This window comes from Mucilaginibacter yixingensis (assembly GCF_041080815.1).
Taxonomy (GTDB): Bacteria; Bacteroidota; Bacteroidia; order Sphingobacteriales; family Sphingobacteriaceae; genus Mucilaginibacter; species Mucilaginibacter yixingensis.
The window spans coordinates 4,749,137-4,773,292 of sequence record NZ_CP160205.1 but is presented as its reverse complement, the minus strand read 5'-3'; the positions used below and the strand labels follow the sequence as shown (position 1 = coordinate 4,773,292).

Sequence of the window (24,156 nt, the reverse complement as noted above, 5' to 3'; positions counted from 1 at the left end):
ATAGGCAAATTAGTTTTTCCACTCGTCACTCAGCGAATATATTTTAGGAAACTTACTGCTGTAAATTATTTTGATGGTGTCGCCAATTGGGTGAATGTTCAGTTCATCATCGTGGAATTTTGTTTCGTAGGTACGATTGTTTACCACATACTTGCATGCTATTGCCCAATGCTGGAACCCTCCTCCATGCTCACTTACCTGCTTCCTATTGATAACAATAGCGTTGGTCCAGGTTCCATATTTCTTTAATTCCACCCTTGCGCGATGATTCTGAAACAATTCGAACGTGGGGCCAATTATCATCGGCAATACTAGCGCTATACAAATACTAGCCTTAGTTACTTTATGAGTAAACCCCCATAAAGTAGCTAAGGCTAGTATTGGGATTATAAAAAAGATGCATAGGAAAACGAGCCACTCAATGATTGCGTAATCGGGGTACATAATTGCCCGAGGGATAAAATAGATAAACAGGAGACCGATAATTAACAGGATCAACGAAATCCATTTAAATAGAGTTAGTTTAGGTTTGTTGTCCTTCATGTATCAAATATAAAATTTGAAATACAAAGTGAGGTCGACTTAAAGTGCCTGATTGCTATTAAATATACTTCCCATTGTCACTTAATTTTTACCCACCAGCCCCCATTAAACCGGGCTCCAGCATCTTGACCAATCCATATTAGTTGTAATTTGCAATAACCAATTGTAACCCAATACCACTAACATGAGATTATCAAGCCTGCGTCCGTATGTGATGCTTATGTTGTTATTTGTTATGCCAACGGCATTGATTGCCCAGGGCAACAAGTCCGGCGCAACAGCACCCGCAACATCCATCAAATACCAGGGTAAAACCATTCAGCTGAATGAGCATGCCTTGTATGTAAATGCCAAACTGAAAAAGGAGAGCCGCGGACCATACACTTTTGGTAGCCTGCAGGAGCTGGCGGCCAATGCCAAAAGCGGGACAGAGGCCACGCCAACTGTTGTTTATCTGGAGCCCGACGTTTACTGGACAGACGATCCTAAAAGCGACAACGCCGAAAACCATCTGATAGGTTTGTTATTGCCACAGGCTAACATCACGATGATCGGCCTGTCAGACAATCCTGAACATACCATTATTGCGGGCAACAGAGGGCAAATGGCCGGATCTCGGGGCAACTGGAACGTGATCGGGTTGGGTAATGCATTCCATGCATATAATATCACCTTTGGCAATTATTGTAATGTCGACCTGGTTTATGGTCCTGACCCGAGCAAGAGTTATCCGAAAAGACAAACCACCATTACCCAGGCGCAAACCATCACTAACGCCGGTACCGAAAGGGCTGATAAATGGTTGTTTGAAAACTGCCGTTTCGTGAGTTTTCTGAACCTGCTTGCAGGGCGGGCTCACCGTGAATTTTTTGACAAGTGTTTTTTTCAATGTACTGATGATGCTATAGGCAGTGGCGATGTAACCGTTTATCGCAATTGTACTTTTAACTATTATGCCAATCACCCTTCGCCGGGCGGGTCTACCATTATTCAGGCTTACCTGGGCTGCCGGTTTGTTGGGATGTTGCGCGATGCCGGGGCCAATGCCACCGTGTATTATGCCAAAAGAAATGCCGCCTTCCCTACTATTGACGGTGTGTTTGAGGGTAATATTGGCCGGTTAGAGTGGACCAATGTTTTAAACGACGATGTAAGGCAATATGTATATCATAACACGTTGCATGGCAAGCCGGTGGCCGTTAGTGCAGCCCGGCCAGACCTGTCTGTAACCTTAACACCTGAAACACTTAAGCCTTATAAAGTTGGCGCCGAATATAATATTTACAACCTGTTGCGCGAGAATGACGACTGGGACCCTGCCGGCCAAAAATTAAAAATGGCGGCCTACGGTAATCTTGCCTTTCGCCTGAACCTGCGCGCGGCTAAGCCAAAATTGAAGGCAGGGGAATCAACTCCGGTTTCATACATCATCTACCCGGAAAGGGTAAAGACAACCACGCCGGTTAAATGGAGTGTAAGTGATGCTAAAATACTATCGCTTACTGACAATGGCGACGGCGCCGTAACCGTAACAGGGCACAACGCTACCGAGCAAACGCAACGGGCCTATGTGCAGGGTATAACCGCCGGCGGAATTGTTGGTGTGGCTTATATTGATGTTGTAGCCAATCCGTTGCCGGCCCCGGCACTTGCCAGTGCATTTAAAGTTAACGAACCTGCAAATGGCAGTATCAGCGTTGACTATGCCTTGAGCAACATAGGCAAACGGGCCGATGTGTCGCTCATCAGTTGGTACCGCGCTACATCTGCACAAGGAACGGACACCATCCCGGTAGCGGTGAGCCGGTTAAATAAACCGTTAAAAACGTATCCGTTAACAACCGGTGATGTGGGATATTACCTGGTGGCCAAAATAGAGCCCAAACATGCAACAAGTTTAGCCGGCAGTGGTGTAATGGCCATCAGCAGGAAGATAACGGCGAAAGATGTATCAACTAAAAACATCCATACCGATTTCCAAAACATTGCGGTGCAAAGAAGCGTGGCCGTCCGCAATGGATGGTGGACGCTGGATACCTACCGCCCTGCAGATATAGGCGCCGAATTTGAATGGCAGCCAGGTACAGGCAGCGCCTGGACCTACGGCCCCGGCGACGACGGCACTGCCGACCGGATAGGCCTGGTCACCGTTGCACGCGGAGCCCGGTTGCTGTATGCGCAAGACGGTACTTATGGCGATATGGCGGTTACGGTAAAACTAAGTCCGCATAAAGTATCAGGGCAAGGCTTTGGCAGTGCGACCGGGCAATATGCCGATGTGTATATTAAATTTGATGCCAAAACGCTGACCGGCTATGGCCTGCGCATTCAACGTACGCCAGCCTATGGCGAAGGCGTTAAGTTTACGCTTTACAAGTTTGTGAATGGCGCAAGCACGCCAATTGGTAAAGAGGTTTATTCATCTGCATTTGTACCTGGCTGCGTTGTGAAGCTGAATGTTAAAGGTAACTTGCTCAGCGCCAACGTAACCAGCACTACCCCGCAACAGCAAATTCAAAAAGATGAAGGCTTGGTGCACGAGGTAAATCTATCAGCTACAATTGATCCAAATACCTTTGGTGGTGCTGGCTTGCAGCATACGGGCACGGTGTCGCCTGGAAACCGGTTGATGCTGCAGGGATTTGATATTGATTACTAAGGTGTTGTTGGTTAGAAACCGGATTCATTAGAATATAAATCCGGTTTCTAACAATACCCTGCTCTGCATGGCGTCGTTACCCTCGGGGCCGAAAGCCATTCCGCTGGTGATATTTCCGGCCCGCACGTAAGAAAACTCCGAGCGCACAAATACGCGTTTGTATTGATAGGTGGGCGTAACCGTGGCAGACCATGCGTTGCTGCCCACGCCATACATCAGGTTGGGTGCTCCCTGCGCTGCGCTTCCTGTTGTTTTAACATACTCTACCCGGACCGGCAAACTAAACCCAGTGTGAGGTACCGAATAGTTAACCAATAGGGCAGCAGAATATGTTTTAGCAGTTTGCGCTGTGTTGAGCAAAGCCGACTTGGGCACCACTGTGTATTGTAAATATGGCAGAATAGTGAAGGAGCCAGCAGTATGGGTGTAAATTAAATTGTAGCCCTGCCCGTTATTCTGATACAGCGGCGTTGCCGAGGTGGAAATATTGGTTCGGCTTAAACTACCGCCGCCCATCAGCACAAAGGTATTGGCTTTATCAAGCGCATAGGTAAGCGTGCCCGAGAGCCAGTTGTATTTGTTGGAATAGAAACCGTCATTATAGGAGAGCGCGATGGCGATTGGTCCGGCCGAGTAATTGACCTGGATGCCCCGGTTAACTGAGTTGCTCTGATCCCACAACAAACCGCGCTGAATATTCATGTTCTGGAACGAAAACGTAGGCTCGGCACCCATAAACGCAGCCAGCTTGCCAATCATAAAAGAGAAGTTATCCGATGGGGCAATCTCCAGATACCCCTGTGGGATGATGCCATAAAATGCGGCTTCATTCAATCCCGACCGTAAATAAGGAACCCCCAAATCGGGCTGAGAATAGGCGCCGGCCTCAATAAAAAACTGAATCAGTCCCGTGTTTTTCTGAATGAAGATTTGGGCGTTGCTGATGTCTGTTTGCAGTGCCTTATCGCCTCTGGCTACATTGTTCTGGGCTTGCGCTAATCCGCTCACCACGCCCGAGATATAGATCTTGTCAAATTTAAAAGGAGTAGGGTTTGGGGTAAGTGGCCCTGTGGTACTAGGAAAGGAGAGCGCATTAGCTGTTGTATCAGCAGTATTTTGTGCGAAGCATTTTAGTGTGAAAAGACAGGTGATAATTATGAGGATTGATTTCTTACGCATCTGGCAGAGTCAGTGTTTTTATGATGGCTGCAAAGGTGCGTGTGTTTGGTGAAATAGGGGATAGGGTTATGGTAACTTTTTGGTTATGGGATTAAAACTATAGCCTTACTTTTTCTCATCGAATATTTCATGATATTCAACCGTGTTTTGGTTTCCGTAGGGATATTCTCCAAAACGTCTTACAATATCATGGGTAGCGATATCTAAAAACTGATTGATTGCCATCTTGTTTTTAGGGTCGGCGGCAATGGTATTAAGAATAATTAGTGCAGTTTTTTCCCGTAGCTCGTTGTATAGATCGTTTGGAATGTCCGACGATTTTGACAGGCCGTTAGTTTGCTGCAAAACACATCGCCATTTTACCCAGCTTTCAAATAGATAGATGGAATATTTGCCCTTGTCTAAAATAGCTTTGTATTTGTTAATCGCAATATTTTGAGCATCGTCATCCAATATATCGGAATGTTTCACATATTGATCGGCGATCTCTATTTCATAGATCGAGTGCTCCTGGAAATTAGCAGTATGGTTTGCAATGGTCGTTAACAGAGCTATTCCGGCTTTGACGTTGGTCTTCTTTAAGCTTTTATAGGACGTATACTCTGCCGATTTAATGTAGTTGTCTTTATTTACAGTCCCCCAATATTCCTTTTCTGTCAAATCAACAAAATGGTTCATTGGATATGATTTTATTAAATAAGACATGTACTTGTTAGATTCAGAGCTGCATCTTTTAGCATCCTTCTTAAATGCAGCAGAACCGATGCCATATTGTATTCCGACCCTGTAATTTTGTATGGTAGATGCTAAATAGCTGCCGACTTGAGCACTCAATGAGTTATCAAAAAAATGAACGTGCTTTAAACTATCGCAAGTTTTGATATAATCTCTTAATAACCTAGAGTTGTATGCTTTCGCTTCATCCACAGAGAGTTCAATAAATTCTTGCTGGTCGGCAATGATATTCTTAATATTAAATGCCCGGTAAACGTCTTTTAAGTCATTTAGCTGTTTTGTTTTTTCTTTAACACTATCAAGCAAGTCGGCCTTGGCACCTATAGAGGTAATAAGCAACAGGAATGTTAGTTTGAAAAATAAAGCAGGTGTTTGTGGCATGATAAAGGGTTTAGAGAAAGATTTAACGTGAATCCGAAAATAGCAAATCTAATGACAGAATGGAAACCCTGCTCCTTGGTATGGAGTGATCAACGGCTTTATAATCAGCACATGGCTGGATATAAACCAACAATTGTAAATAGTTTTATCAACTATGAAAAATAAAATAACGGCAATATTACTTTTAATGTGTTTGGGGTGTAGATATTCAAATAAGAATATAACAACGTCAGCACTTCAAGAGGATTCATTTAAAAAAATTTATAATAAGGATACCCTCAAAACGGATCAAAATTTAGCTCTAAGGGTTAAGAAAAGCGATGCGGTTAATCTTGATTATGGTAAACTTACTTGCGATAGTTTAATGATTTTATTAATCAAGTCGAGTTCAATAGATAAAAGAGCGTTAAAATATAGAGTTGGTATTGATAGTATAAAAAGCAAGATTGTCTACTTATCATTCTCTTTCATCGACCATGACAATGGTTCGACTCGTAATGGATATTTTCTACAGGTAGATTTAAACAAGAAACTAATGACAGGAGGCCCGGAGGAAGTATCTTCATTAACATTTGATAGTAAAATAATGAACTACCTTATTGATAAGAAATGTTACAATAGTGATGCCGATTATGTCACCGCGCCTCAGTAAAAGATTTCACAGATGCAACGGATTCATGACCTTTATTCTGCACATAAAAATTTAATCGGCACCGCCTATTTTTGAAACAGCAAACAAAAAACTAACTTTACATCGTGAAACGTACCGCATTACTCATTTTAACGCTGCTTTATACGCTATCCAGTTTAGGGATGAGCGTAGAGCGTTTTTATTGCTGCGGTAAACTGGCTAATACCACCTACGCCATAGGCGATAGCGGTAACAAGGAAGTTAAAGCCGCTAAGGCTGATAATTGCTGCAAGACCGTTAAGACTACGTTTAAAGTAAAGGATAATCATTTTTCGGCCAAAACGGTATTGGATTTCAAAAATTCAGTTGCTGTTATAGCTCCCGTATTTTTTGTTCCGGTTGCTCCTGAACGGGCCGAATCGCCGGTGATGAACGTTTACGACAGCCAGGCCCCACCTGTCCATCGAAACCCGCTTTATCTCCTTTACGCCAATTTCAGAATCTGATAGTTTCCGGTAATCTTCCCTTCCGGTTTTTAATGCTGCTCCGGCATTAAAGACACTCCATTATTTATCTTATTTTTTATTGTTCAGTTCATTGCCTCTTTAGCAGGCCTTGATCTGCTTAAATGTTTCGAAAATGGAAACTACCAATATACGGTTTGCCCTGCTTTTTCAGCAGGATTGGTGCAAGCCCGCCGGGCCATACAGGATACAAATTAATCATCCAACATATAATCTTTAAAACCATGAAAAAAGTAATGCTTATGGCAGCAGCCATCCTGTTTTCTGCTGTAACTGTTTTTGCCGCAAACCCAACCACCGGTAAAGTTGCCGTCGATACGACCAAAAAAGCAAAGCCGGTTAAAGTGCAGTACACCTGTACCATGCACCCGGAAGTGCTCTCAGACAAACCCGGCAAATGCCCGAAATGTGGTATGACGCTGGTGAAAAAAGCCGACACCAAAAAGAAACCGGCTGAAAAAATGAAAATGTAAGCAGTAACAGCACCGGCAGGTTTCGGCCTGCCGGTTTATTCTTTTATTACGATGATTAATCAACTTATAAGCCTGGCTTTAAAACACAGGTATATTGTGCTGCTGCTGGCGGCCGGTCTGTTTGGCTGGGGCGTCTGGTCGATCACCCAAAACCCGGTGGATGCCATTCCAGACTTGTCAGACAACCAGGTGATCGTGTTTACCGAATGGGCGGGGCGCAGCCCACAGCTGATGGAAGACCAGGTAACTTACCCGTTGGTGAGTAACTTACAGGGCATCCCCAAGGTTAAAGCCATTCGCGCAACATCCATGTTTGGGATGAGCTTTGTGTATATCGTTTTTGACGATAAAGCCGATGTGTACTGGGCGCGCAGCCGTGTACTGGAGCGCTTGAACTATGCGCAGCGGCTATTGCCGCAAGGAGTAACGCCTACGCTCGGGCCGGATGGTACGGGGGTAGGCCACATTCTCTGGTACACGCTGGATGCCAAAGGCATGGATCTGGGCGAGCAGCGTGCTTTGCAGGATTGGTATGTTAAACTCGGTTTGCAAACCGTTCCCGGCGTGAGCGAAGTGGCTTCATTCGGTGGTTTTGAGAAACAATACCAGGTCAATATCGATCCCAATAAACTAAACTATTACCGCATACAGCTGTCTCAGGTACTGCGTTCCATCAAGAGTAACAATAACGATGTGGGCGGCCGCAAGTTCGAAATGAACGGTACGGGCTACATCGTTCGGGGGTTGGGTTATATCAAAACCCTGGCCGATGTAGAAAATATTCCGGTAGGTGTTAATAATACGGTTCCGGTGACGTTGAAAGATATTGCCAGTGTGCAGATGGGGGGAGACGAGCGTCTGGGTATCTTTGACCGTAATGGCGATGGCGAAGCCGTTGGGGGTATAGTGGTGATGCGCTACGGCGAAAATGCCGATGAGGTGATCCATAATGTGAAGGCTAAAATGGCTGACCTGCAAAAAGGTTTGCCGGACGGCGTTAAATTTCACATCGCTTATGACCGTAGCGAATTGATCGAAAACGCGGTCAGTTCGGTTAAACATACACTGATCGAGGAAATGGTCACCGTATCGCTGATCGTGATCTTGTTTCTTTTCAGCTGGCGTAGCGCGCTGAGCATTATTATCCAGATACCCATCACTGTTGCGGTAAGTTTTATCCTCCTCAATGCGTTCGGTATCAGTTCCAATATCATGTCATTAACGGGTATTGCATTGGCTATCGGGGTGATCGTGGACAATGGCATTGTGATGGTCGAAAACTCCCACCGTAATCTCTCGCTGGCGGGTAAACCTAACGTATTAGACAGAATAGGCATTATTGAACGCTCCTGCAAGCAGGTGGGGCGCGGTGTGTTCTTTTCCACACTCATCATCGTTACTTCTTTTCTACCGGTTTTTCTGCTACATGGGCAGGAAGGAAAACTGTTCGGCCCGCTTGCCTGGACAAAAACATTCATTCTCGCCATTGACGCTATTCTCGCCGTTACGCTGACACCTGTGCTGATCTCCTTTTTTCTGAAAGGAAAGCTGAGAAGCGATGAACGCAATCCACTTAATCGTGGACTTGAAAAGCTTTACCGGCCTATTTTGGATTGGTGCATGCGCTGGCGTAAAACTACATTAGCCATTAATATCATTGCGCTTATCGTTAGCATACCGCTATTAGTTTCATTAGGTAGCGAGTTTATGCCGCCGCTGGACGAGGGTACCATTCTGTTTATGCCGGTTACCCAACCTGATGTTTCCAATGCACAAGCCAAGCAGCTATTGCAAGTGCAGGATAAGATCATCAAAAGTGTGCCCGAGGTAGCCGATGTACTGGGAAAAGCAGGTCGTGCAAGTACCGCAACAGATAATTCGCCCATCAGCATGACCGAAACGATCATTCTGCTCAAACCGCGTGATCAATGGCGTAAGGGGATTGACAAAGCGGGTATCATCAATGAGCTCAACAATAAACTGCAAATTCCTGGCGTAGTGAACGGTTGGACACAGCCCATCATTAACCGAATCAATATGCTTTCTACCGGTATTCGTACCGATGTGGGGCTGAAAGTGTACGGGCAAAACCTGGATACCATCAATGTGCTGGCTAACCGTATGAAACAGGCGCTTGCCGGTATTGATGGGGTGAAAGATTTATATGTAGACCCGATAGCCGGTGGTAAATACCTGGATATTACCATCGATAAAGCCGCGATCGGTCGCTATGGATTAAATGTAGACGATGTGAACGAGGTAGTGGAAAGCGCACTCGGCGGCATGAACCTGACTACCACTGTAGAAGGGCGGCAGCGTTTTGCCATCAACGCCCGTTTGGCTCAGCAATATCGCGATAACCTGGACGATATTAAACGCACGCTGGTGCAAACGCCAGGGTTCGGCCCAGTACCCTTATCATCAGTAGCCGATATCCGTTTTAGCGATGGACCGGCCATGATCCAGTCGGAAAATGCCCTGCTCAGGGGGACTGTTTTGTTCAACGTGCGCGGCCGCGACTTGGGTAGTACGGTGAAAGATGCGCAGGATAAGTTGAATACGATGTTGCAAAGCCTGCCCAAAGGCTATTATATCGAATGGAGCGGACAGTACGAGAACCTGATCCGCGCAGAAGGTACGCTAAAACTGATCTTGCCGATTGTGCTGGTCATCATCTTCGCTTGTTTGTATTTCGCCTTTAAATCAGCAAGGGAGGCTTTTTTTAGCCTCATCAGTATCCCATTTGCGCTCATCGGCGGGGCTTATATGGTATGGGCCTTCGGGGTACATCTTTCTGTTGCGGTAGCAGTGGGCTTTATCGCCCTGTTCGGTATTGCGGTAGAAACGGGCATTGTGATGGTAATCTATCTAAACGATGCCATGCAGCAATTGGTGGCCGCTAAAGGCAATAGCCGGGAAACCATCACCCGAGAAGATCTGCGGTATTATGTGATGAACGGAGCAGTGAAACGGCTGCGGCCCAAGCTGATGACGGTTTGCGTAGCGCTGTTTGGTTTAGTACCGGTGCTATGGGCAACGGGCACGGGTAGTGATGTGATGCGGCCGATTGTACTGCCGATGATCGGTGGGGTACTTACCTCATCTACACATATCCTACTGGTAACGCCACTCATCTTTTTAATGGTGAAAGAATACGAATTGCGAAAGCACGGTAAACTGGATATACTGGAAGTAAAGGAATAAACAAATGAAAACGAAAGTAACCGCATTATATATTTTGCTTATCTCGCTGCTGTTGGGTAGTAAGGTTAATGCACAGGTATTGCCGCTGGACAGCGTATTGGCCAAAGTGGGGCGAAACCCGGCTTTGCTGGCCTACGATGCCAAAGCAGGTGCGCAGGATGCTTATGCTACCGGGGCAACCAGCCTTGATGCGCCGAAGATCAGCGCCGGGCAGTATCAAACGCCGTATTCACTTAGCCCCAATATGGGTTCTTTTATGGTGCAGGCAGAGCAGATGTTCACCAACCCAGCCAAGCTTAAAGCTAAAGCCGCTTATCAGCAGGGGGTGTCTAAAGTCACCGTTGAAGATAAAAACTATCTCAAAAATCAGCTCTTTGCACAAGCTCGGCAGTATTACCTGGAGCGCGTGCTGCTGGAAAAAAAACTCGCGCTATTACAGAGCACCAGGCAACTGCTGGACTATATGCTGAAAGATGCAAACATCCGCCTCACTTATGGTAAAGAAAAACTGAGCAATATTTACAAAGCCAAAGCGCAATTGTATGAGCTGGATAACACGGGTGAACAGTTGAATAACGAGATCAGCCAGCGCAATGTGATGCTCAACACCCTGATGAACCAGGATAAGCAGGCATTATTTAGCGTGGATACCAATTTGGTAATTAACACAGTACTTACACCCGCAGACACTACAGGTTTGGCGACATCGCGCAGCGACATCCGCAGTATAGATCGTAGTATTCAACTGAACGCGCTCAATGCGCAGGTAGCATACAGCCAACGCAAACCAGATTTCGGTATACAGGCCGGACACATGCTCAGCTACGGCGGTTATCCCAACCAGTATATCCTCATGGCTTCGATCACCATACCCATTGTACCCTGGGCATCCAAAGAATATAAGGCCAACCTGAAAGGCATCCGCCTGGAAACCGAAGAATTGCAACAAAGGCGGCTCGATGTGCTCAATCAGGCTGCCGGGCAACTGGCGTCGCTCAAAGTACAACTGGTCAGCCAGCAAAGGCAACTGTCCAATTACCAACTGAACATTATCCCAGCCTTACAGAACGGCTACAAAACGGCGCTTTTAGCTTATGACCAGAATACAGGCGATATGCCATCGGTGCTGAACAGTATCAATGATCTGCAAGCTGCACGCATGGCCGCTTTAGACCGTCAACAAGACATCATCAAATTACAGGTAGCTTATGAAAAGGAACTGGAAAAGTATTAGTCTGCTATTGATCACACTGTTTTTGGCTGCCTGTAAAGAACGTCCTAAACAGGCAGCGGTTCAACAAGAGCAGCCGCAGGCTATCTACACCTGCCCAATGCACCCACAGGTACATGAAGATCATCCGGGCAATTGCCCCATCTGCGGGATGACCCTCGTTAAAAAAACGGCTTCACCCAGCGAACAGGCGGGTATAAGCTTGCAAACCGTTTTACAGCCGGTTAACGGCGCGGTGGTATCGGATATTCAAGCGGTAATGCCTACAGAAAAAACGATAATAGACACGGTGTCAGCGTCGGGTTACCTGGCTTTTGATACCCGTACCTATAATAATATCGCCGCGCGTTTTTCAGGACGTATCGAAAAACTGTATATCAAATACGCCTTTCAGGAAATTCATAAAGGGCAGCGTATCATGGATGTGTATAGCCCGGAGATGGTGACGGCGCAACAAGACCTGCTGTTTCTGCAAAGAAATTCGCCCGGCGAAACCGCCTTGATCGATGCCGCTAGGCAAAAACTATCACTGTTAGGAATGACTGGTACGCAACTGCGGGAATTGAGCAGAACCGGTAAAGCTTTTTACAGCCTGCCGGTCTACAGTCCTTACGAGGGGCATGTACACGATGTGGCGCACAGCCAGATGGCCGGCGCAGCAGTAAACGAGGCAAACGATTATGCGCAAAATATGCCATTGGCAGTTAAAGAGGGCATGTTCGTTCAGCAAGGGCAAACACTGTTTAACGTGGTCGATCCGCATAGCCTCTGGGCGGAATTGAAGATCAAGCAGACGGATGCTGAGAAAATAAAGCTCCTTCAAAGCGTCAGCCTGAACATTCCAGATCAGCAAATGACGATGGAAGGCAAGGTAGATTTTATCGAACCCGTGCAGCAGAACGATGACCGCTCCACCAGCATCCGCGTTTACCTGAACAATCACCAGCATGAGATGAAAGTGGGCAGCTTGGTCAGGGCTGAAATTGCTGCCGGATCAAAAGCCGGTTTATGGTTGCCACGCACAGCGGTGATCAGCCTGGGGCAAAGCCATATCGTCTGGCTGAAAGACGGGCGTATTTATCGCGCACACGTCGTGCAAACGGGTACACAGAACGGGGAACAGGTGCAGGTCCTCAGCGGCTTAACTGCTCAGGATAGCGTGGCCCAAAACGCGCAATATTTAGCAGATAGTGACAGCTTTATTAAAACCGAAGATCATGAATAAATATAAAAGATATCAAACAGCCGGTTTATTGTTACTAATAGTAATCGTTGCACTATCGGCCTGCAAGCAACGGGAACAAAAGGCGGCAACCCAAACGGTTGCGAAAAGCCGGTTTTATTATACCTGTTCAATGCATCCGCAGGTCCACGAGGATCATCCTGGTAATTGCCCGGTCTGCGGTATGAAGCTGATCAAAGCCGAAGCGGGCGGCGATAGTCAGGATAACCGCATCAAGCTTACAGCAGCACAACAGCAACTGGCCGGCATCCAAACCGATACCGTCAGGGAACAAAATACCGGCGACGAGAAACTGATCACAGGTACCGTAACCGCCGATGAAAATGCCAGTGGTGAGCAAAGCGCAAGACTTGCAGGCCGCATTCAACATCTTTATGTACGTACCGTTGGCGAAACAATCAAGATCGGCCAACCGGTTTATAGTTTATACAGTGAAGATTTGCAGGAAGCTCAAAAGGAATACCTGCTCGCTAAAGAGCAACAGCAAAAACTGCATAACCCGGATGTAGATTATCCGGCTTTGATCAGTGCGGCGGAAAGTAAACTCAAACTATGGGGGTTAACCGCAGGGCAAATCGCCGCGCTTGCCCGATCTGGTAAAGTAAGCGCATCAGCTATCATTGTCAGCACGGTAAACGGCACTGTCAGCGAATTAAATGTGCACGAAGGTGATTACGTGAGCGAGGGTATGACCATACTAAAAACGCAGGGCCTGGGCAGCTTATGGGTAGAAGCGCAATTATACGTCGGGGAAGCAGGCACTTTGCAACCGGGCCAGGTTGTTGATGTGGTATTTCCTGATTTGGGTGGACAGTTGGTTAAAGGTAAAGTTACTTTTATGAATCCCGAGCTGTCGGATGGGTCGAAGATCGATCTGGTACGGATCAGCGTGATTAATCCAAAGGGAGAGCTCAGGCCGGGTATGCAGGCTAATGTGGCGCTTGGCGGTAAGGGTATTAACCTGGCAGTACCGGTTACGGCAGTTCTCACCGACGGTAAAGGCAGCCATGTGTGGGTAAAAAATACAGATGGCAGTTTTTCACCACGCATGGTAGAAATCGGGAAACAAAACCACACTTATGCGGAAGTAACTTCAGGGCTGAATAGCGGAGAGGTTATTGTGAGTAGCGGAGCCTATTTGCTGAACAGCGAATCTGTTTTTAAAAATGGCAGCGATATGGTTGGAATGGAGATGCGGTAAATGCCCTTTTTATATTTAAGATGCGTAAAGTTGTACCCCAATTTGCACCCTATTTACAATCAAAAATTTAAAAGCCCCTAATATATACTATTTAGAGGCTTTTAAATTTTAGTGTTGGGGATCACGAGCGTAGGATTGAATAACTTTCCGCAAAAGTTGGCAATAATTAAGAATGTTTTTAAATACAAAAGTAGAATTGGTGTTTTAAACGTAAATTATTGTCAATCCTAAAAATAAAAAAGAAGCTCATAAAGTGTCCGATGCTCCTATTTTGACAATCCAACAAATAAGCTTTAGTTTTGCATCCATGAAATGGTTCACCATCCTGATTGGTTTATATATGACCATCCTTGCTATCTTACCTTGCAGGGATAAGGATGATTTTGCAATCACTATTCATCACACTACGGTTAGTAAGGGTCAGCAAACCGACCAAAGTTCATGCCGAGAAGCTTGTTCTCCATTTTGTATCTGTAGTTGCTGTTCCGTCACTCGTAGTGTACCCCGTACCTTTACTTCCGTAGTCGTTTTTGAGCAATCAATTGCTCAAGGCTATTCTGAATTGCGCGTAGAACCGTTACGCGATCAAGTACTTCCCATCTGGCAACCGCCGCAATTAAGCTAATACACTTTTCTTTTTGAATTCAACAGGCTTGCGTCCGCATGCCCTGTATGGTCGTATTATTTTATTGCAAATTCATGTTTGACAGAATTATCTCGTTCTCTGTACGGAACAAGGTAACGGTCGGCATCCTGACGCTTTTACTGGTGATCGCAGGCATCTGGTCTGCGGCCAACCTGCCCTTAGATGCGCAGCCCGACATTACCAATAATCAGGTACAGATCATTACACAGGCGCCTACATTAGGCGCGCAGGAAGTGGAGCAATATATTACCGCTCCCGTAGAACTGGCGATGGCTAATATCGCCGGTATCATTGAAAAACGGTCGATCTCCCGTTCCGGCATCTCCGTTATTACATTGGTTTTTAAAGACAATGTAGATATTTACTGGGCGCGACAACAGGTTGCCGCGCAGCTCAAAGAAGCCGAAGACAATATCCCGCAGGGTGTCGGCGAGCCATCTCTGGCCCCGATCACTACCGGACTCGGCGAGATCTACCAGTATAGCATCCACACCAAGAAAGGTTACGAAAACAAGTATACCGCTACCGACTTGCGTACCATTCAAGATTGGCTGGTGCGCACCCAACTGGCCGGAACGCTTGGTGTGGCCGAGGTGAGTGGCTGGGGCGGCTATGTAAAGGAATATGAGATCGCACTCGATAACGATAAACTCAATTCTTTTGGTGTTACCATACCTGAAGTATATAGTGCCTTGCAGAAAAACAACGAAAACACCGGCGGCTCCTATATCGAGCAGCAAAGCAACGCCTATTTTATTCGTGGCTTGGGCCAGGTTAAATCGCTGGATGATATTAGCAAGATCGTTATCAAGAACAGCGGCGGTACGCCGATCTTGGTGCGAGATGTGGCAGCGGTGCAATTAGGCACGGCCACCCGCTATGGTGCCGTGACCCGCAACGGCGAGGGCGAAGTAGTTGCCGGGGTAACGCTAATGCTCAAAGGCGAGAACTTTAGCCAGGTGATCAAAAATGTAAAAGCCCGCATGGTGCAGATACAAAAGTCGTTACCCGAAGGCGTGGTGATCGAGCCGTTCATCGACCGTACCGAACTGGTGGGTCGGGCCATTGGCACAGTAGAGCGCAACCTGCTCGAAGGCGCACTTATTGTGATCTTCGTGCTCGTATTATTGCTGGGCAACTGGCGCGCCGGTTTGGTGGTGGCATCGGTGATCCCACTGGCCATGCTGTTCGCTTTTATGCTGATGAAGCTGTTCGGCGTATCCGGTAATTTGATGAGCCTGGGCGCAATAGATTTTGGTTTGATCGTAGATGGTGCCGTAATTATTGTTGAAAGCGTAGTGCATCATATCACTGCCGGGCGCTATGCCAAAGAAAACATCAAAGAGCTTTCGCGTGATCAGATGAACGAGGAAGTGCACAGCAGCGCGGGCAAACTGATGCAGTCGGCGGCATTTGGGCAGATCATTATCCTGATCGTTTACCTGCCTTTACTATCATTGGTGGGCATCGAGGGTAAGATGTTCCGACCAATGGCAGAAACGGTGGCCTTTGCCATTTTGGGTGCGTTTATTTTGTCCCTGACTTATGTACCGATGGCCAGCGCTTTGTTCCTCAGCCGTAAGACCGAACACAAACCCAATATTTCCGACCATATCATCGGTTTTTGCCAGCGTGTTTATCAAAAAGCCCTAATCGGCGTGTTACGTTTCAAAGTGCTGACGATAGCCTTGGTATTCGCTATTTTCGGTATCGCGATCTGGGCTTTCAGTCGGATGGGCGGCGAGTTTATCCCTACATTGGAAGAGGGCGACCTCACGGTGGAAATATCGATGATGCAGGGCACTTCACTTACCGAAGTGGTCAAATCTTTTAGTAAAGCGGAAAAACTATTAAAAGATAAATTTCCCGAGATCAAGCAAGCCGTTACCCGTATCGGCAGTTCCGAGATACCTACCGACCCGATGCCGATGGAGCGCGGTGATATGATGCTGGCCATGAAACCCAAATCGGAATGGAAGAACGCCAAGACCCGAGAGGAAATGATGGCGAAGATGGAAGAAACGCTGAACGAATTGCCGGGCATTCATGCTTCGATCTCGCAACCCATGCAAATGCGTTTTAATGAACTGATGACCGGCATCCGCCAGGATGTGGCCATTAAAATTTACGGTGATGACCTGGACGAATTGGCATCGCAGGCAAATAAGATCGCTGCGGACATTAAGCCTATCAATGGCGTGTCAGACATTTTCGTCGAAAAAGTAAGCGGACTGCCGCAGATACAAGTGAATTATAATCGCGATAAAATGGCGCAGTACGGCCTGAATATCAGCGATGTGAATATGATCCTGAAAACGGCCTTTGCAGGCAGTGTGGCCGGTGTGGTATTCGAGGGAGAAAAACGTTTTAATATGGTAGTGCGCCTGAACCGCGACTTGCGCGAAAACATCAGCAGCGTGCAAAACTTGCTCGTCCCGCTGCCTTCGGGTAATAAAGTGCCACTGAACCAGGTCGCCGATATTGATTTTCAGGAAGCGCCCTCGCAGATCTCCCGCGAGGACGGCAAGCGCCGTATTTACGTCGGTTTTAATGTGACCGCCCGCGACGTGCAATCCACGGTGACCGAAATACAACAGAAACTGGATAAAGCGTTGAAGCTGCCATCTGGCTACTACTTGTCCTATGGCGGGCAGTTCCAGAATTTACAAGCGGCCAGGGCCAGGTTATCCATTGCCGTACCCGCAGCATTGCTATTTATCCTGGTATTGCTGTATGTTACTTTCCGCTCGGTTAAAGAAAGCCTGCTCATTTTTACGGCAGTGCCATTGGCTTCTATCGGGGGGATCGCGGCGCTGCTTATTCGGGGTATGCCTTTCAGCATTTCTGCTGGCGTGGGCTTCATCGCCCTGTTCGGAGTTGCGGTACTCAATGGTATCGTGCTCATTGGCTATTTCAACCAGCTCAAAGATGAGGGCATAAATGATATTTACCAGCGGGTTTTAGAGGGAACCAAAATCCGGTTACGCCCAGTATTGATGACAGCAGCCGTAGCTTCGTTAGGTTTCCTGCCGATGGCATTATCATCCAGTGCAGGTGCCGAGGTGCAAAAACCATTGGCTACTGTGGTGATTGGCGGTTTGATCACAGCCACGTTCCTCACGCTTTTTGTACTGCCTTGTCTTTACCTTTTGTTCAACCGTAAAACGGTTGCTATAAGTAAAGCGAGTAAAGTCTTAGCGGTGTTGATTGCCGGGTTTAGTTTCTTTGCCGGCAGTGCAAATGCACAGACCAGACCGGCCTTAACGCTGGACAGCGCCATCAGCCGGGCGTTGCAAAACAATCTCGAAGTGCGTGCGGCTAATTTATTGGTGGAGCAATCCAGATCACTAAAAGGCGCGGCCACAGATCTGCCGAAAACCGAACTGATGCTCACGCAAGACCCGACCAGCGGCGGCAACATTGATAATGGTTTGAGCGTGTCGCAAAATATTGCCTGGCCTGGACTTTATAGTAATCAACGCAAACTGGCCGATCAGCAGATCAAGCTGGCGGAACATTCCGGGCGGGCAACTAAAGCCGAGATCACCCGGCAAGTGCGCAACGCCTGGTATGCTTACCTGCTGAGCCGCGAAACCTTGCGGGTGCTGAATTTTCAGGACAGCATCTATAACGGTTTCGTACAACGGGCTACCGTTCGCGTAAAAACCGGCGAGGCATCTAACTTGGAACTGATCTCGGCCAAAAACAAGTACCAGGAAGTGCAGTCGCTCAAAATCAGCGCGCAAGCAGATTTGGCTACTAATGAACTCGCCTTACGCCGTTTACTCAATAGTACTGAGCCGATGGTTATAGCTGAAAGCGATTTGGCTTTAGCTTTGCCTGGTTTATCCGATACGGTGAATACCGCGGCTAACCCGCAAACGCTGTTGGGCCTACAGCAGATTGAGGTAGCCAACGCTAAGGTTGCAGTAGAACGCGCTAAACTGATGCCCGACATTACATTGGGCTATACGCAGCAATTGTTGATCGGCGCTTTTAACCCCGCTAATATCGACCGCAATTATTCACCCGGCACCCGAATCGGCGGTTTTCAGTTGGGTTTGGCTTTGCCGGTGTTCAGTGGATCGTACCGTTCCCGGATTAAATCGGAGAAGATCGGTGCGCAGATCGCGGAAGCGAACCTGCAACAGAACCGCTTGCTGTTGAGCACGCAATACCAGCAGGAACTGCAACAATACCGCAAATACCAGCAGGCGGCAGGTTACTATACGACTGCCGGGCTGAAACAGGCGGACGAGCAATTGCGCATCGCTCAGGTGTCTTTCAAATTAGGTGAGATTGGTTATATCGAGTATATCCAGAACATTTCAGCGGCGATACAAACCCACCTGAGCTATCTCGAAACTTTAGGCAGGCTGGATCAGTCGGCTATTCAATTACAATTTTATCAGGGACAATAATCATGAAGATCAAAATATATACAGCGGTGGTTATCGCCGCGATCATGCTGACAAGCTGCTCTGGCTCATCTGGCGACATAGAAAAAAACAATAAGGAAGAAGCCTCAAAAGAGGCGAAGCCATCTAAACCGGGCGGATTGGAACTTACCGCGCAGCAAATGAAAAATGTGGGTATCGAGGTCGGGGCTATCCCGCAAAAGAACCTCGATGCAGTGATCAAAGCCAGCGGACAACTGGCTGTTCCGCCGCAAAATAAAGCGGATGTGAGTTTACTGTCGGGCGGCCTCATTAGTCACATCAGCGTGCTTGAAGGCCAGCAGGTGCATAAAGGCCAGATATTAGCCACTGTGAATAATCAGGAACTGATCAAGATCGAGCAGGATTACCTGGCTGCCAAAAATAATTTTACTTATGTGGCCGCCGAATATGACCGGCAGAACCAGTTGCAGGCAGCCGGTGCGGGTACGGGCAAATCCTATCAGTCGGCAGCTGCTACTTATAAGGCTGAACAGGCACGTTTGAAAGCTTACGAAAGCCAGTTAAAACAATTGGGCATCTCACCCGAAAAGATCAGCAGCGGCAGCATTGTTTCCAGTTTCCCGGTAATATCGCCCATCAGTGGCACCGTTGGGAAGATTACTGCGAACACGGGGACGTATGTGCAGCCAGGTACCTCTATCATGGAAGTGGTGGACAACTCCAAAATTCACTGTGATCTGATCGTGTTTGAGAAAGATCTGATGGCGGTGAAGATGGGGCAGAAAGTGGATTTTCAGCTCACCAATCAGCAGAATATGGTAATCACAGGCCGTATTAACGGTATCAACAAATCTTTCGAGAATGAAAGCAAAGGTGTTATTGTACATGCCGAGATCGATAACCGAGAACACCAAAATCTCATTCCCGGTATGTATGTAACCGCACTGATCAGCATAGGCAGCAAAATGACCGCTGCATTGCCTACCGAAGCGGTAATACGCACCGCCGGAAAGCAATACATCTTCGTGGTAACAGGGCAGAACGGTGACCGCTATGTATTTAAAAAAATAGAGGTGGCGACCGGCACCAGCGAGTTAGGCTATATCGCAGTAAGCCCGATGACCGACCTGCCGGCTGGTGTGAAAGCCGTTACTAAAGGCGCATTCTATCTGGAATCCAAACAATCGGGCAGCGACGATGAAGATTAAATATGTCCATAAAAAAACAACATAAACAATCGGCATACAAGGAACAACCCAGGGTTGATATTTCTACTGCAAAAGATAAAGAAGAAAAGCCCAGTTACCAGGAAAATGAGGCGGGACACGAGCATGAGCACGGGGGCTTCTTTCGGAGTATTTAGGGATATCCCCAAGAGAGGAATTCGAACCTTGTGTTTTTTACTTAAACTTGCTTTACCTCGGTTGAGTAAAAATTACTATTTAAGTTTATTTAACAACAGAGACTTTATGTAAGCCAAGAGCGATCAACACTTTGATAAACCGTTCGCACCAAAAACAAAAAGCGGTGTAAATTTTTGATTTACACCGCTTTGTCTTGTTAAGTTGTAGCCGATAAGCTATCTAACTTGAACACTTTTGAAGATGATCTATTACATATTTCAAAAATGAACAGCGACATATGATTTATCCTGTAAGTTTAACGACGATTTATAAAATCGGGTAAGTGATTTAGCGAATCTTTTAAAATTGTCGATCTTAACGGTTCGGCAACATAAAGCAGCATAGTCTCAAGTCCGTTGGTTGCTGAAAAGCAAAAAGCCAATTTGCCATTATTTGCTTCTTTTTTACAAAGTTTTGTTGCAGTTAAAGTTTGACCAGTATTTGGCGTTCCTGCAATTCCAACCCAAAAACACCCAGCAAAAATTGATCTCAAATCTATTCTGTTAGCATCGCAAACAATTACAATGGAACCTCTTGTTCTTCGTTGTGCGTTCCACAAATATTCATGTCCTTTAATACATTCTTTACTTGTGTCAAATTTGAATTTTCCTTTGTCTTTGATTAGAATATTAGAATTATTCAGATATAATTCAGAATCTGTATTTAATTCGTACACATAAGCGTTTTCGCTGTTGTACAATATTGGCCTTATTACTAATTCATGATTATCAAGAGGTGAGTACTGATCATAATAATGTCGCACATCCTTGGAAGTTAGTCCAAACCCTAAAGGCATATAGTATTCTAAACTCATAAATACTTTAAAAATAAAAAGCCTTCGGATATTTATCCAAAGGCTTCCATAATAATTTTTAAGAAATTCTTTCCCACCTTATTCCCAAGGTGGGTGATCAAGTAGCCCCGACGGGAATCGAACCCATATCTAAAGTTTAGGAAACTTCTATTCTATCCGTTGAACTACAGGGCCGGCTATTGGTTGTCCGGCAAATATAGGTAAAATTTGGTTTGTGTAAATAGCCTGTGGCGGCACTTGTTAGGTGTTGTAAAAAGTGTTATTATCGTGCTGCATTTTTCAACGCACACCTTATTGCCATGTTTGTTAAAATACCCCTCCATTATCTCAGATTATCTGTTGTTGCTTTGTTTGTTGTCGCCCTGCAGTCATGCGGTCCGGGTAAGCCTGGTATTTATAAAGGCGCGCAGATCCCTGGCGGTATGCAAAGCAAGATGCACGGTTTGGATAATGACCTGCTGGAGGCACTCAAAGCCAATAACAACGATAAACTGGAAGGCATGATGTCTAGCGAGTTGATTGCTGCCGGTCATGAGCGGATGCGCACTGCCGAGCAGATCAGCTACCACATGCAGACCGGCGATTATGTGCTGAGCAAAGAGTATTACATTGTTAACCAAACCCGCGGATTGGATACCCTGCGTGAACGTAACGAGGGCGTCAATAATTTCGACCTGATTTATGAGCGCACCGCGCCCGAGATGTACTATGTATTCTTTACGCCTAAAACGCCGCAAAAATGGCAGGTCACCGCGTTGTTCTGCAAACTGAGCTATGGCTGGAAACTGTGCGATCTGGAGCTAAACCTAAGCGCCGACAACGGTCTGACCGCCCCCCAACTGATGGCCCAGGCCAAAAAACAGTTTGACCAGGGCGAGTGGCTGGAAGGGCTGAACAGCGCCGGTATGGCCGAAGATTGCCTGCGCCCCTACACCAAAATGAAATACCTGAGCGAAGACGAGATTACCAACTATTATAATCAAACGGCATTCAAAACATTTGTAAAGAACCAGCACATGCCGGTTACCGTGGGGCAGGTGAATACCAGGCCGTTAATTATCCGTGTGTTGTTGGAGCGTAATGCAGAGGGCGCTTTCCCTAACATCAACTATCTAACTAAGCTGGATCTGAACGATACCAAGGCGCTGGCCAAAGAGAACGAGGAAGTAGGCAAAGTAATAGGCAGTGTATTTAAAGGGGTAGATAAAAACCGGAAGTATATCTATTATACCATTTATCACGATAAAGGGAACGGTCATGCCAATCCTAAAGAGCATACGGATATGCGCCAGGTGCTGAAATCATAAAAGTTTCCGGGATGCAGATAGATGAGGGAGGTATTAAAAAAAGAGACCGGAACCCTCTCGCAGCGTCCCGGCCCTACATCTACCTATGAAAAACAACCCTTTTGGAAGGGTATTAAATCTAATCCAATATTGGTGCCAATTAATGAAACGTGTGCCAATTGCCAGAAAACAGCGGTTTCTTGTGGAAGCCTTAATTTTTAATGCGGGAAAAAATACCCATTTGGGGAATTAATTAACCATAAAGGGTAAGTGGTGTTAATTTTTAGGAAAATTAATGACTATTTGGCAATAGTCGGGGCGTGGTATTTAACACATCGTTAAACCGTAAATAATTTAAACTATCGTATGTATGCTTTGTTAAGATTTGTAAATGGAGCATAACGTATATCTGCTGGCTACTGACCCTAAAAACCCTTGTCGTGACGTAATTCACTCGCGCGATACCGGTTTGAAGGTGAACGTGTTTTGTGTGGATGATGAAAAATTCAGCGCCAATCCAAACGAGATACAGTTGTATGCCTATGCCAACAACAAGCTCTACGCTTTTGAAACCATCAACGTAACTCCAGACGACGCACTCGATGTAATTGACGCCATACAATGGTATGCCGAGTACATTGATTTTCCAGATATGGAAATACTACCTGAAGATCCGCGCATGGGCCAAAACGTAGCCATGTAATTTCTTTTTTCGGGGTCGATGGGTTTTACCCTAAATTGCCTGCAAAAATCTATCTCAATATTTTATGGATCTGAAACTGAAAGACAAGGTGGCCGTAGTATTAGCCGCTAGTAAGGGTTTGGGCAAGGCATCAGCATTGGCACTATCGGCCGAAGGCGCAAGGGTAATTATTGGCTCGCGCGATAGGGAAGAGCTGGAGAAAGCCGCCGCTGAGATCAGCTCCCAGACAGGTAATGAGGTTACGGCCATCCCGGTAGATGTTTCAGACAGCGCACAACTGCACGCCTTTATACAAGAGGCTGGCGAAAAATATGGCCGGATAGACATTCTGCTTAATAATGCCGGCGGCCCGCCGTTTGACAAGTTCGAGAACTTTGACGACGAGCAATGGCAAAAAGCTTTCGAGCTAAACCTGCTCAGCTTTGCGCGTACAGGTAAAGCGGTATTGCCGTTTATGAAGCCTACGGGCAGTGGTCGTATCATTAACATCATTAGCGGCTCGGTAAAGGCGGTGCTGGCAAACTCTATACTCTCTACCAGTATGCGCATGGGCGTGGTGGGTATGGCTAAATTGATGGCCGATGAACTGGGTCCCTACAACATTACCGTAAACAATGTAGCCCCGGGCCTGATCCTGACCGATCGTATCAAGCATACCCTGCCTGCAAACGTTGATCCGGAGCAGGCCATTGCCGAGAAAACTAAAAACATTCCTTTGCGCCGCATCGGTCAGCCCGAAGAACTGGCTGCGTTGGTTGCCTTCCTGGCTTCAGAGCAGGCGGCTTATATCAGTGGTACTACTATTCAGGTTGATGGGGGGGCTAACAGAGCGATTTTTTAGTTTTCTGCTCTGTCATTCTGAGTGATAGCGAAGAATCTCTGAGGACAAGCAAACAGGAC

At 46.6% G+C, this 24,156-nt stretch carries 18 protein-coding genes and 1 tRNA gene; 14 read left to right on the top strand and 5 right to left on the bottom strand.

The window, feature by feature from the left end; translation table 11 throughout:
- Nucleotides 1-9: 9 nt before the first annotated feature.
- On the bottom strand, nt 10-255 hold the full coding sequence (locus tag ABZR88_RS19640; protein ID WP_146166496.1) for a hypothetical protein: 246 nt from the start codon (nt 253-255) through the stop codon (nt 10-12).
- A gap of 472 nt (nt 256-727) precedes the next feature.
- Here ABZR88_RS19640 and ABZR88_RS19635 point away from each other — a divergent pair, with 472 nt between their 5' ends.
- Nucleotides 728-3,202: a hypothetical protein gene (locus ABZR88_RS19635; protein ID WP_107827658.1), complete on the top strand. Its 2,475-nt coding sequence runs from the start codon at nt 728-730 to the stop codon at nt 3,200-3,202.
- 27 nt (nt 3,203-3,229) lie between these two features.
- Here ABZR88_RS19635 and ABZR88_RS19630 read toward each other — a convergent pair whose 3' ends face one another.
- Together ABZR88_RS19630 and ABZR88_RS19625 are read right to left on the bottom strand one after the other, a co-directional pair.
- A complete protein-coding gene (locus ABZR88_RS19630) occupies nt 3,230-4,381 on the bottom strand; it encodes an outer membrane beta-barrel protein (RefSeq protein WP_107827657.1) in 1,152 nt (383 codons plus the stop codon).
- A 105-nt stretch (nt 4,382-4,486) separates the two neighbouring features.
- Nucleotides 4,487-5,497, bottom strand: coding sequence for a hypothetical protein (locus tag ABZR88_RS19625; RefSeq protein WP_107827656.1), 1,011 nt, complete (start codon nt 5,495-5,497; stop codon nt 4,487-4,489).
- A 154-nt stretch (nt 5,498-5,651) separates the two neighbouring features.
- On the opposite strand from ABZR88_RS19625, the gene ABZR88_RS19620 reads away from it, so the two are divergent.
- The 10 genes from ABZR88_RS19620 (at nt 5,652) to ABZR88_RS19575 (ending at nt 20,258) form a co-directional block, all read left to right on the top strand.
- Nucleotides 5,652-6,149, top strand: coding sequence for a hypothetical protein (locus tag ABZR88_RS19620; RefSeq protein ID WP_107827655.1), 498 nt, complete (start codon nt 5,652-5,654; stop codon nt 6,147-6,149).
- Nucleotides 6,150-6,253: 104 nt separating this feature from the next.
- On the top strand, nt 6,254-6,634 hold the full coding sequence (locus ABZR88_RS19615) for a hypothetical protein (protein ID WP_146166495.1): 381 nt from the start codon (nt 6,254-6,256) through the stop codon (nt 6,632-6,634).
- Between the two features lie 242 nt (nt 6,635-6,876).
- Nucleotides 6,877-7,125 carry a heavy metal-binding domain-containing protein gene (locus ABZR88_RS19610; protein ID WP_146166494.1) on the top strand — a complete coding sequence of 83 codons (249 nt, stop codon included), beginning with the start codon at nt 6,877-6,879 and terminating at the stop codon, nt 7,123-7,125.
- Nucleotides 7,126-7,176: 51 nt separating this feature from the next.
- On the top strand, nt 7,177-10,329 hold the full coding sequence (locus ABZR88_RS19605) for an efflux RND transporter permease subunit (protein WP_107827652.1): 3,153 nt from the start codon (nt 7,177-7,179) through the stop codon (nt 10,327-10,329).
- Nucleotides 10,330-10,333: 4 nt separating this feature from the next.
- Nucleotides 10,334-11,563, top strand: a complete 1,230-nt coding sequence (locus ABZR88_RS19600; protein ID WP_107827651.1) for a TolC family protein — start codon at nt 10,334-10,336, stop codon at nt 11,561-11,563.
- Complete coding sequence (locus tag ABZR88_RS19595; protein WP_107827650.1) at nt 11,538-12,785, top strand: efflux RND transporter periplasmic adaptor subunit; 1,248 nt, start codon at nt 11,538-11,540, stop codon at nt 12,783-12,785. Before ABZR88_RS19600 ends, ABZR88_RS19595 begins: the two co-directional genes overlap by 26 nt.
- The gene (locus tag ABZR88_RS19590; RefSeq protein ID WP_107827649.1) at nt 12,778-14,004 is read left to right on the top strand and encodes an efflux RND transporter periplasmic adaptor subunit; all 1,227 of its coding nucleotides are present in this window, start codon (nt 12,778-12,780) and stop codon (nt 14,002-14,004) included. Before ABZR88_RS19595 ends, ABZR88_RS19590 begins: the two co-directional genes overlap by 8 nt.
- Before the next feature lie 307 nt (nt 14,005-14,311).
- Nucleotides 14,312-14,629: a DUF6660 family protein gene (locus ABZR88_RS19585; RefSeq protein ID WP_369434700.1), complete on the top strand. Its 318-nt coding sequence runs from the start codon at nt 14,312-14,314 to the stop codon at nt 14,627-14,629.
- A 74-nt stretch (nt 14,630-14,703) separates the two neighbouring features.
- The gene (locus ABZR88_RS19580) at nt 14,704-19,071 is read left to right on the top strand and encodes a CusA/CzcA family heavy metal efflux RND transporter (RefSeq protein ID WP_107827648.1); all 4,368 of its coding nucleotides are present in this window, start codon (nt 14,704-14,706) and stop codon (nt 19,069-19,071) included.
- A gap of 2 nt (nt 19,072-19,073) precedes the next feature.
- Nucleotides 19,074-20,258 carry an efflux RND transporter periplasmic adaptor subunit gene (locus ABZR88_RS19575; protein ID WP_107827647.1) on the top strand — a complete coding sequence of 395 codons (1,185 nt, stop codon included), beginning with the start codon at nt 19,074-19,076 and terminating at the stop codon, nt 20,256-20,258.
- Nucleotides 20,259-20,709: 451 nt separating this feature from the next.
- Here ABZR88_RS19575 and ABZR88_RS19570 read toward each other — a convergent pair whose 3' ends face one another.
- Entirely contained in the window at nt 20,710-21,267 is a 558-nt protein-coding gene (locus ABZR88_RS19570) for a hypothetical protein (protein ID WP_146166493.1), read from the bottom strand.
- Between the two features lie 102 nt (nt 21,268-21,369).
- A tRNA-Arg gene (locus ABZR88_RS19565) sits at nt 21,370-21,441 on the bottom strand.
- A gap of 125 nt (nt 21,442-21,566) precedes the next feature.
- Between ABZR88_RS19565 and ABZR88_RS19560 the strand changes: the two genes are divergently transcribed.
- The 3 genes from ABZR88_RS19560 (at nt 21,567) to ABZR88_RS19550 (ending at nt 24,097) form a co-directional block, all read left to right on the top strand.
- Complete coding sequence (locus ABZR88_RS19560; protein ID WP_107827645.1) at nt 21,567-22,574, top strand: hypothetical protein; 1,008 nt, start codon at nt 21,567-21,569, stop codon at nt 22,572-22,574.
- 370 nt (nt 22,575-22,944) lie between these two features.
- On the top strand, nt 22,945-23,256 hold the full coding sequence (locus tag ABZR88_RS19555; protein ID WP_107827644.1) for a hypothetical protein: 312 nt from the start codon (nt 22,945-22,947) through the stop codon (nt 23,254-23,256).
- Nucleotides 23,257-23,320: 64 nt separating this feature from the next.
- Nucleotides 23,321-24,097: an SDR family oxidoreductase gene (locus tag ABZR88_RS19550; protein WP_107827643.1), complete on the top strand. Its 777-nt coding sequence runs from the start codon at nt 23,321-23,323 to the stop codon at nt 24,095-24,097.
- Nucleotides 24,098-24,156: the final 59 nt, after the last annotated feature.

Bases quoted from the DNA above. Each gene is read 5' to 3' on its own strand.
- ABZR88_RS19555 (WP_107827644.1), top strand. From the start codon at position 22,945: ATGGAGCATAACGTATATCTGCTGGCTACTGACCCTAAAAACCCTTGT.
- ABZR88_RS19560 (WP_107827645.1), top strand. From the start codon at position 21,567: ATGTTTGTTAAAATACCCCTCCATTATCTCAGATTATCTGTTGTTGCT.
- ABZR88_RS19610 (WP_146166494.1), top strand. From the start codon at position 6,877: ATGAAAAAAGTAATGCTTATGGCAGCAGCCATCCTGTTTTCTGCTGTA.
- ABZR88_RS19635 (WP_107827658.1), top strand. From the start codon at position 728: ATGAGATTATCAAGCCTGCGTCCGTATGTGATGCTTATGTTGTTATTT.
- ABZR88_RS19580 (WP_107827648.1), top strand. From the start codon at position 14,704: ATGTTTGACAGAATTATCTCGTTCTCTGTACGGAACAAGGTAACGGTC.
- ABZR88_RS19590 (WP_107827649.1), top strand. From the start codon at position 12,778: ATGAATAAATATAAAAGATATCAAACAGCCGGTTTATTGTTACTAATA.
- ABZR88_RS19605 (WP_107827652.1), top strand. From the start codon at position 7,177: ATGATTAATCAACTTATAAGCCTGGCTTTAAAACACAGGTATATTGTG.
- ABZR88_RS19585 (WP_369434700.1), top strand. From the start codon at position 14,312: ATGAAATGGTTCACCATCCTGATTGGTTTATATATGACCATCCTTGCT.
- ABZR88_RS19630 (WP_107827657.1), bottom strand. From the start codon at position 4,381: ATGCGTAAGAAATCAATCCTCATAATTATCACCTGTCTTTTCACACTA.
- ABZR88_RS19600 (WP_107827651.1), top strand. From the start codon at position 10,334: ATGAAAACGAAAGTAACCGCATTATATATTTTGCTTATCTCGCTGCTG.
- ABZR88_RS19620 (WP_107827655.1), top strand. From the start codon at position 5,652: ATGAAAAATAAAATAACGGCAATATTACTTTTAATGTGTTTGGGGTGT.
- ABZR88_RS19550 (WP_107827643.1), top strand. From the start codon at position 23,321: ATGGATCTGAAACTGAAAGACAAGGTGGCCGTAGTATTAGCCGCTAGT.
- ABZR88_RS19575 (WP_107827647.1), top strand. From the start codon at position 19,074: ATGAAGATCAAAATATATACAGCGGTGGTTATCGCCGCGATCATGCTG.
- ABZR88_RS19625 (WP_107827656.1), bottom strand. From the start codon at position 5,497: ATGCCACAAACACCTGCTTTATTTTTCAAACTAACATTCCTGTTGCTT.
- ABZR88_RS19595 (WP_107827650.1), top strand. From the start codon at position 11,538: ATGAAAAGGAACTGGAAAAGTATTAGTCTGCTATTGATCACACTGTTT.
- ABZR88_RS19570 (WP_146166493.1), bottom strand. From the start codon at position 21,267: ATGAGTTTAGAATACTATATGCCTTTAGGGTTTGGACTAACTTCCAAG.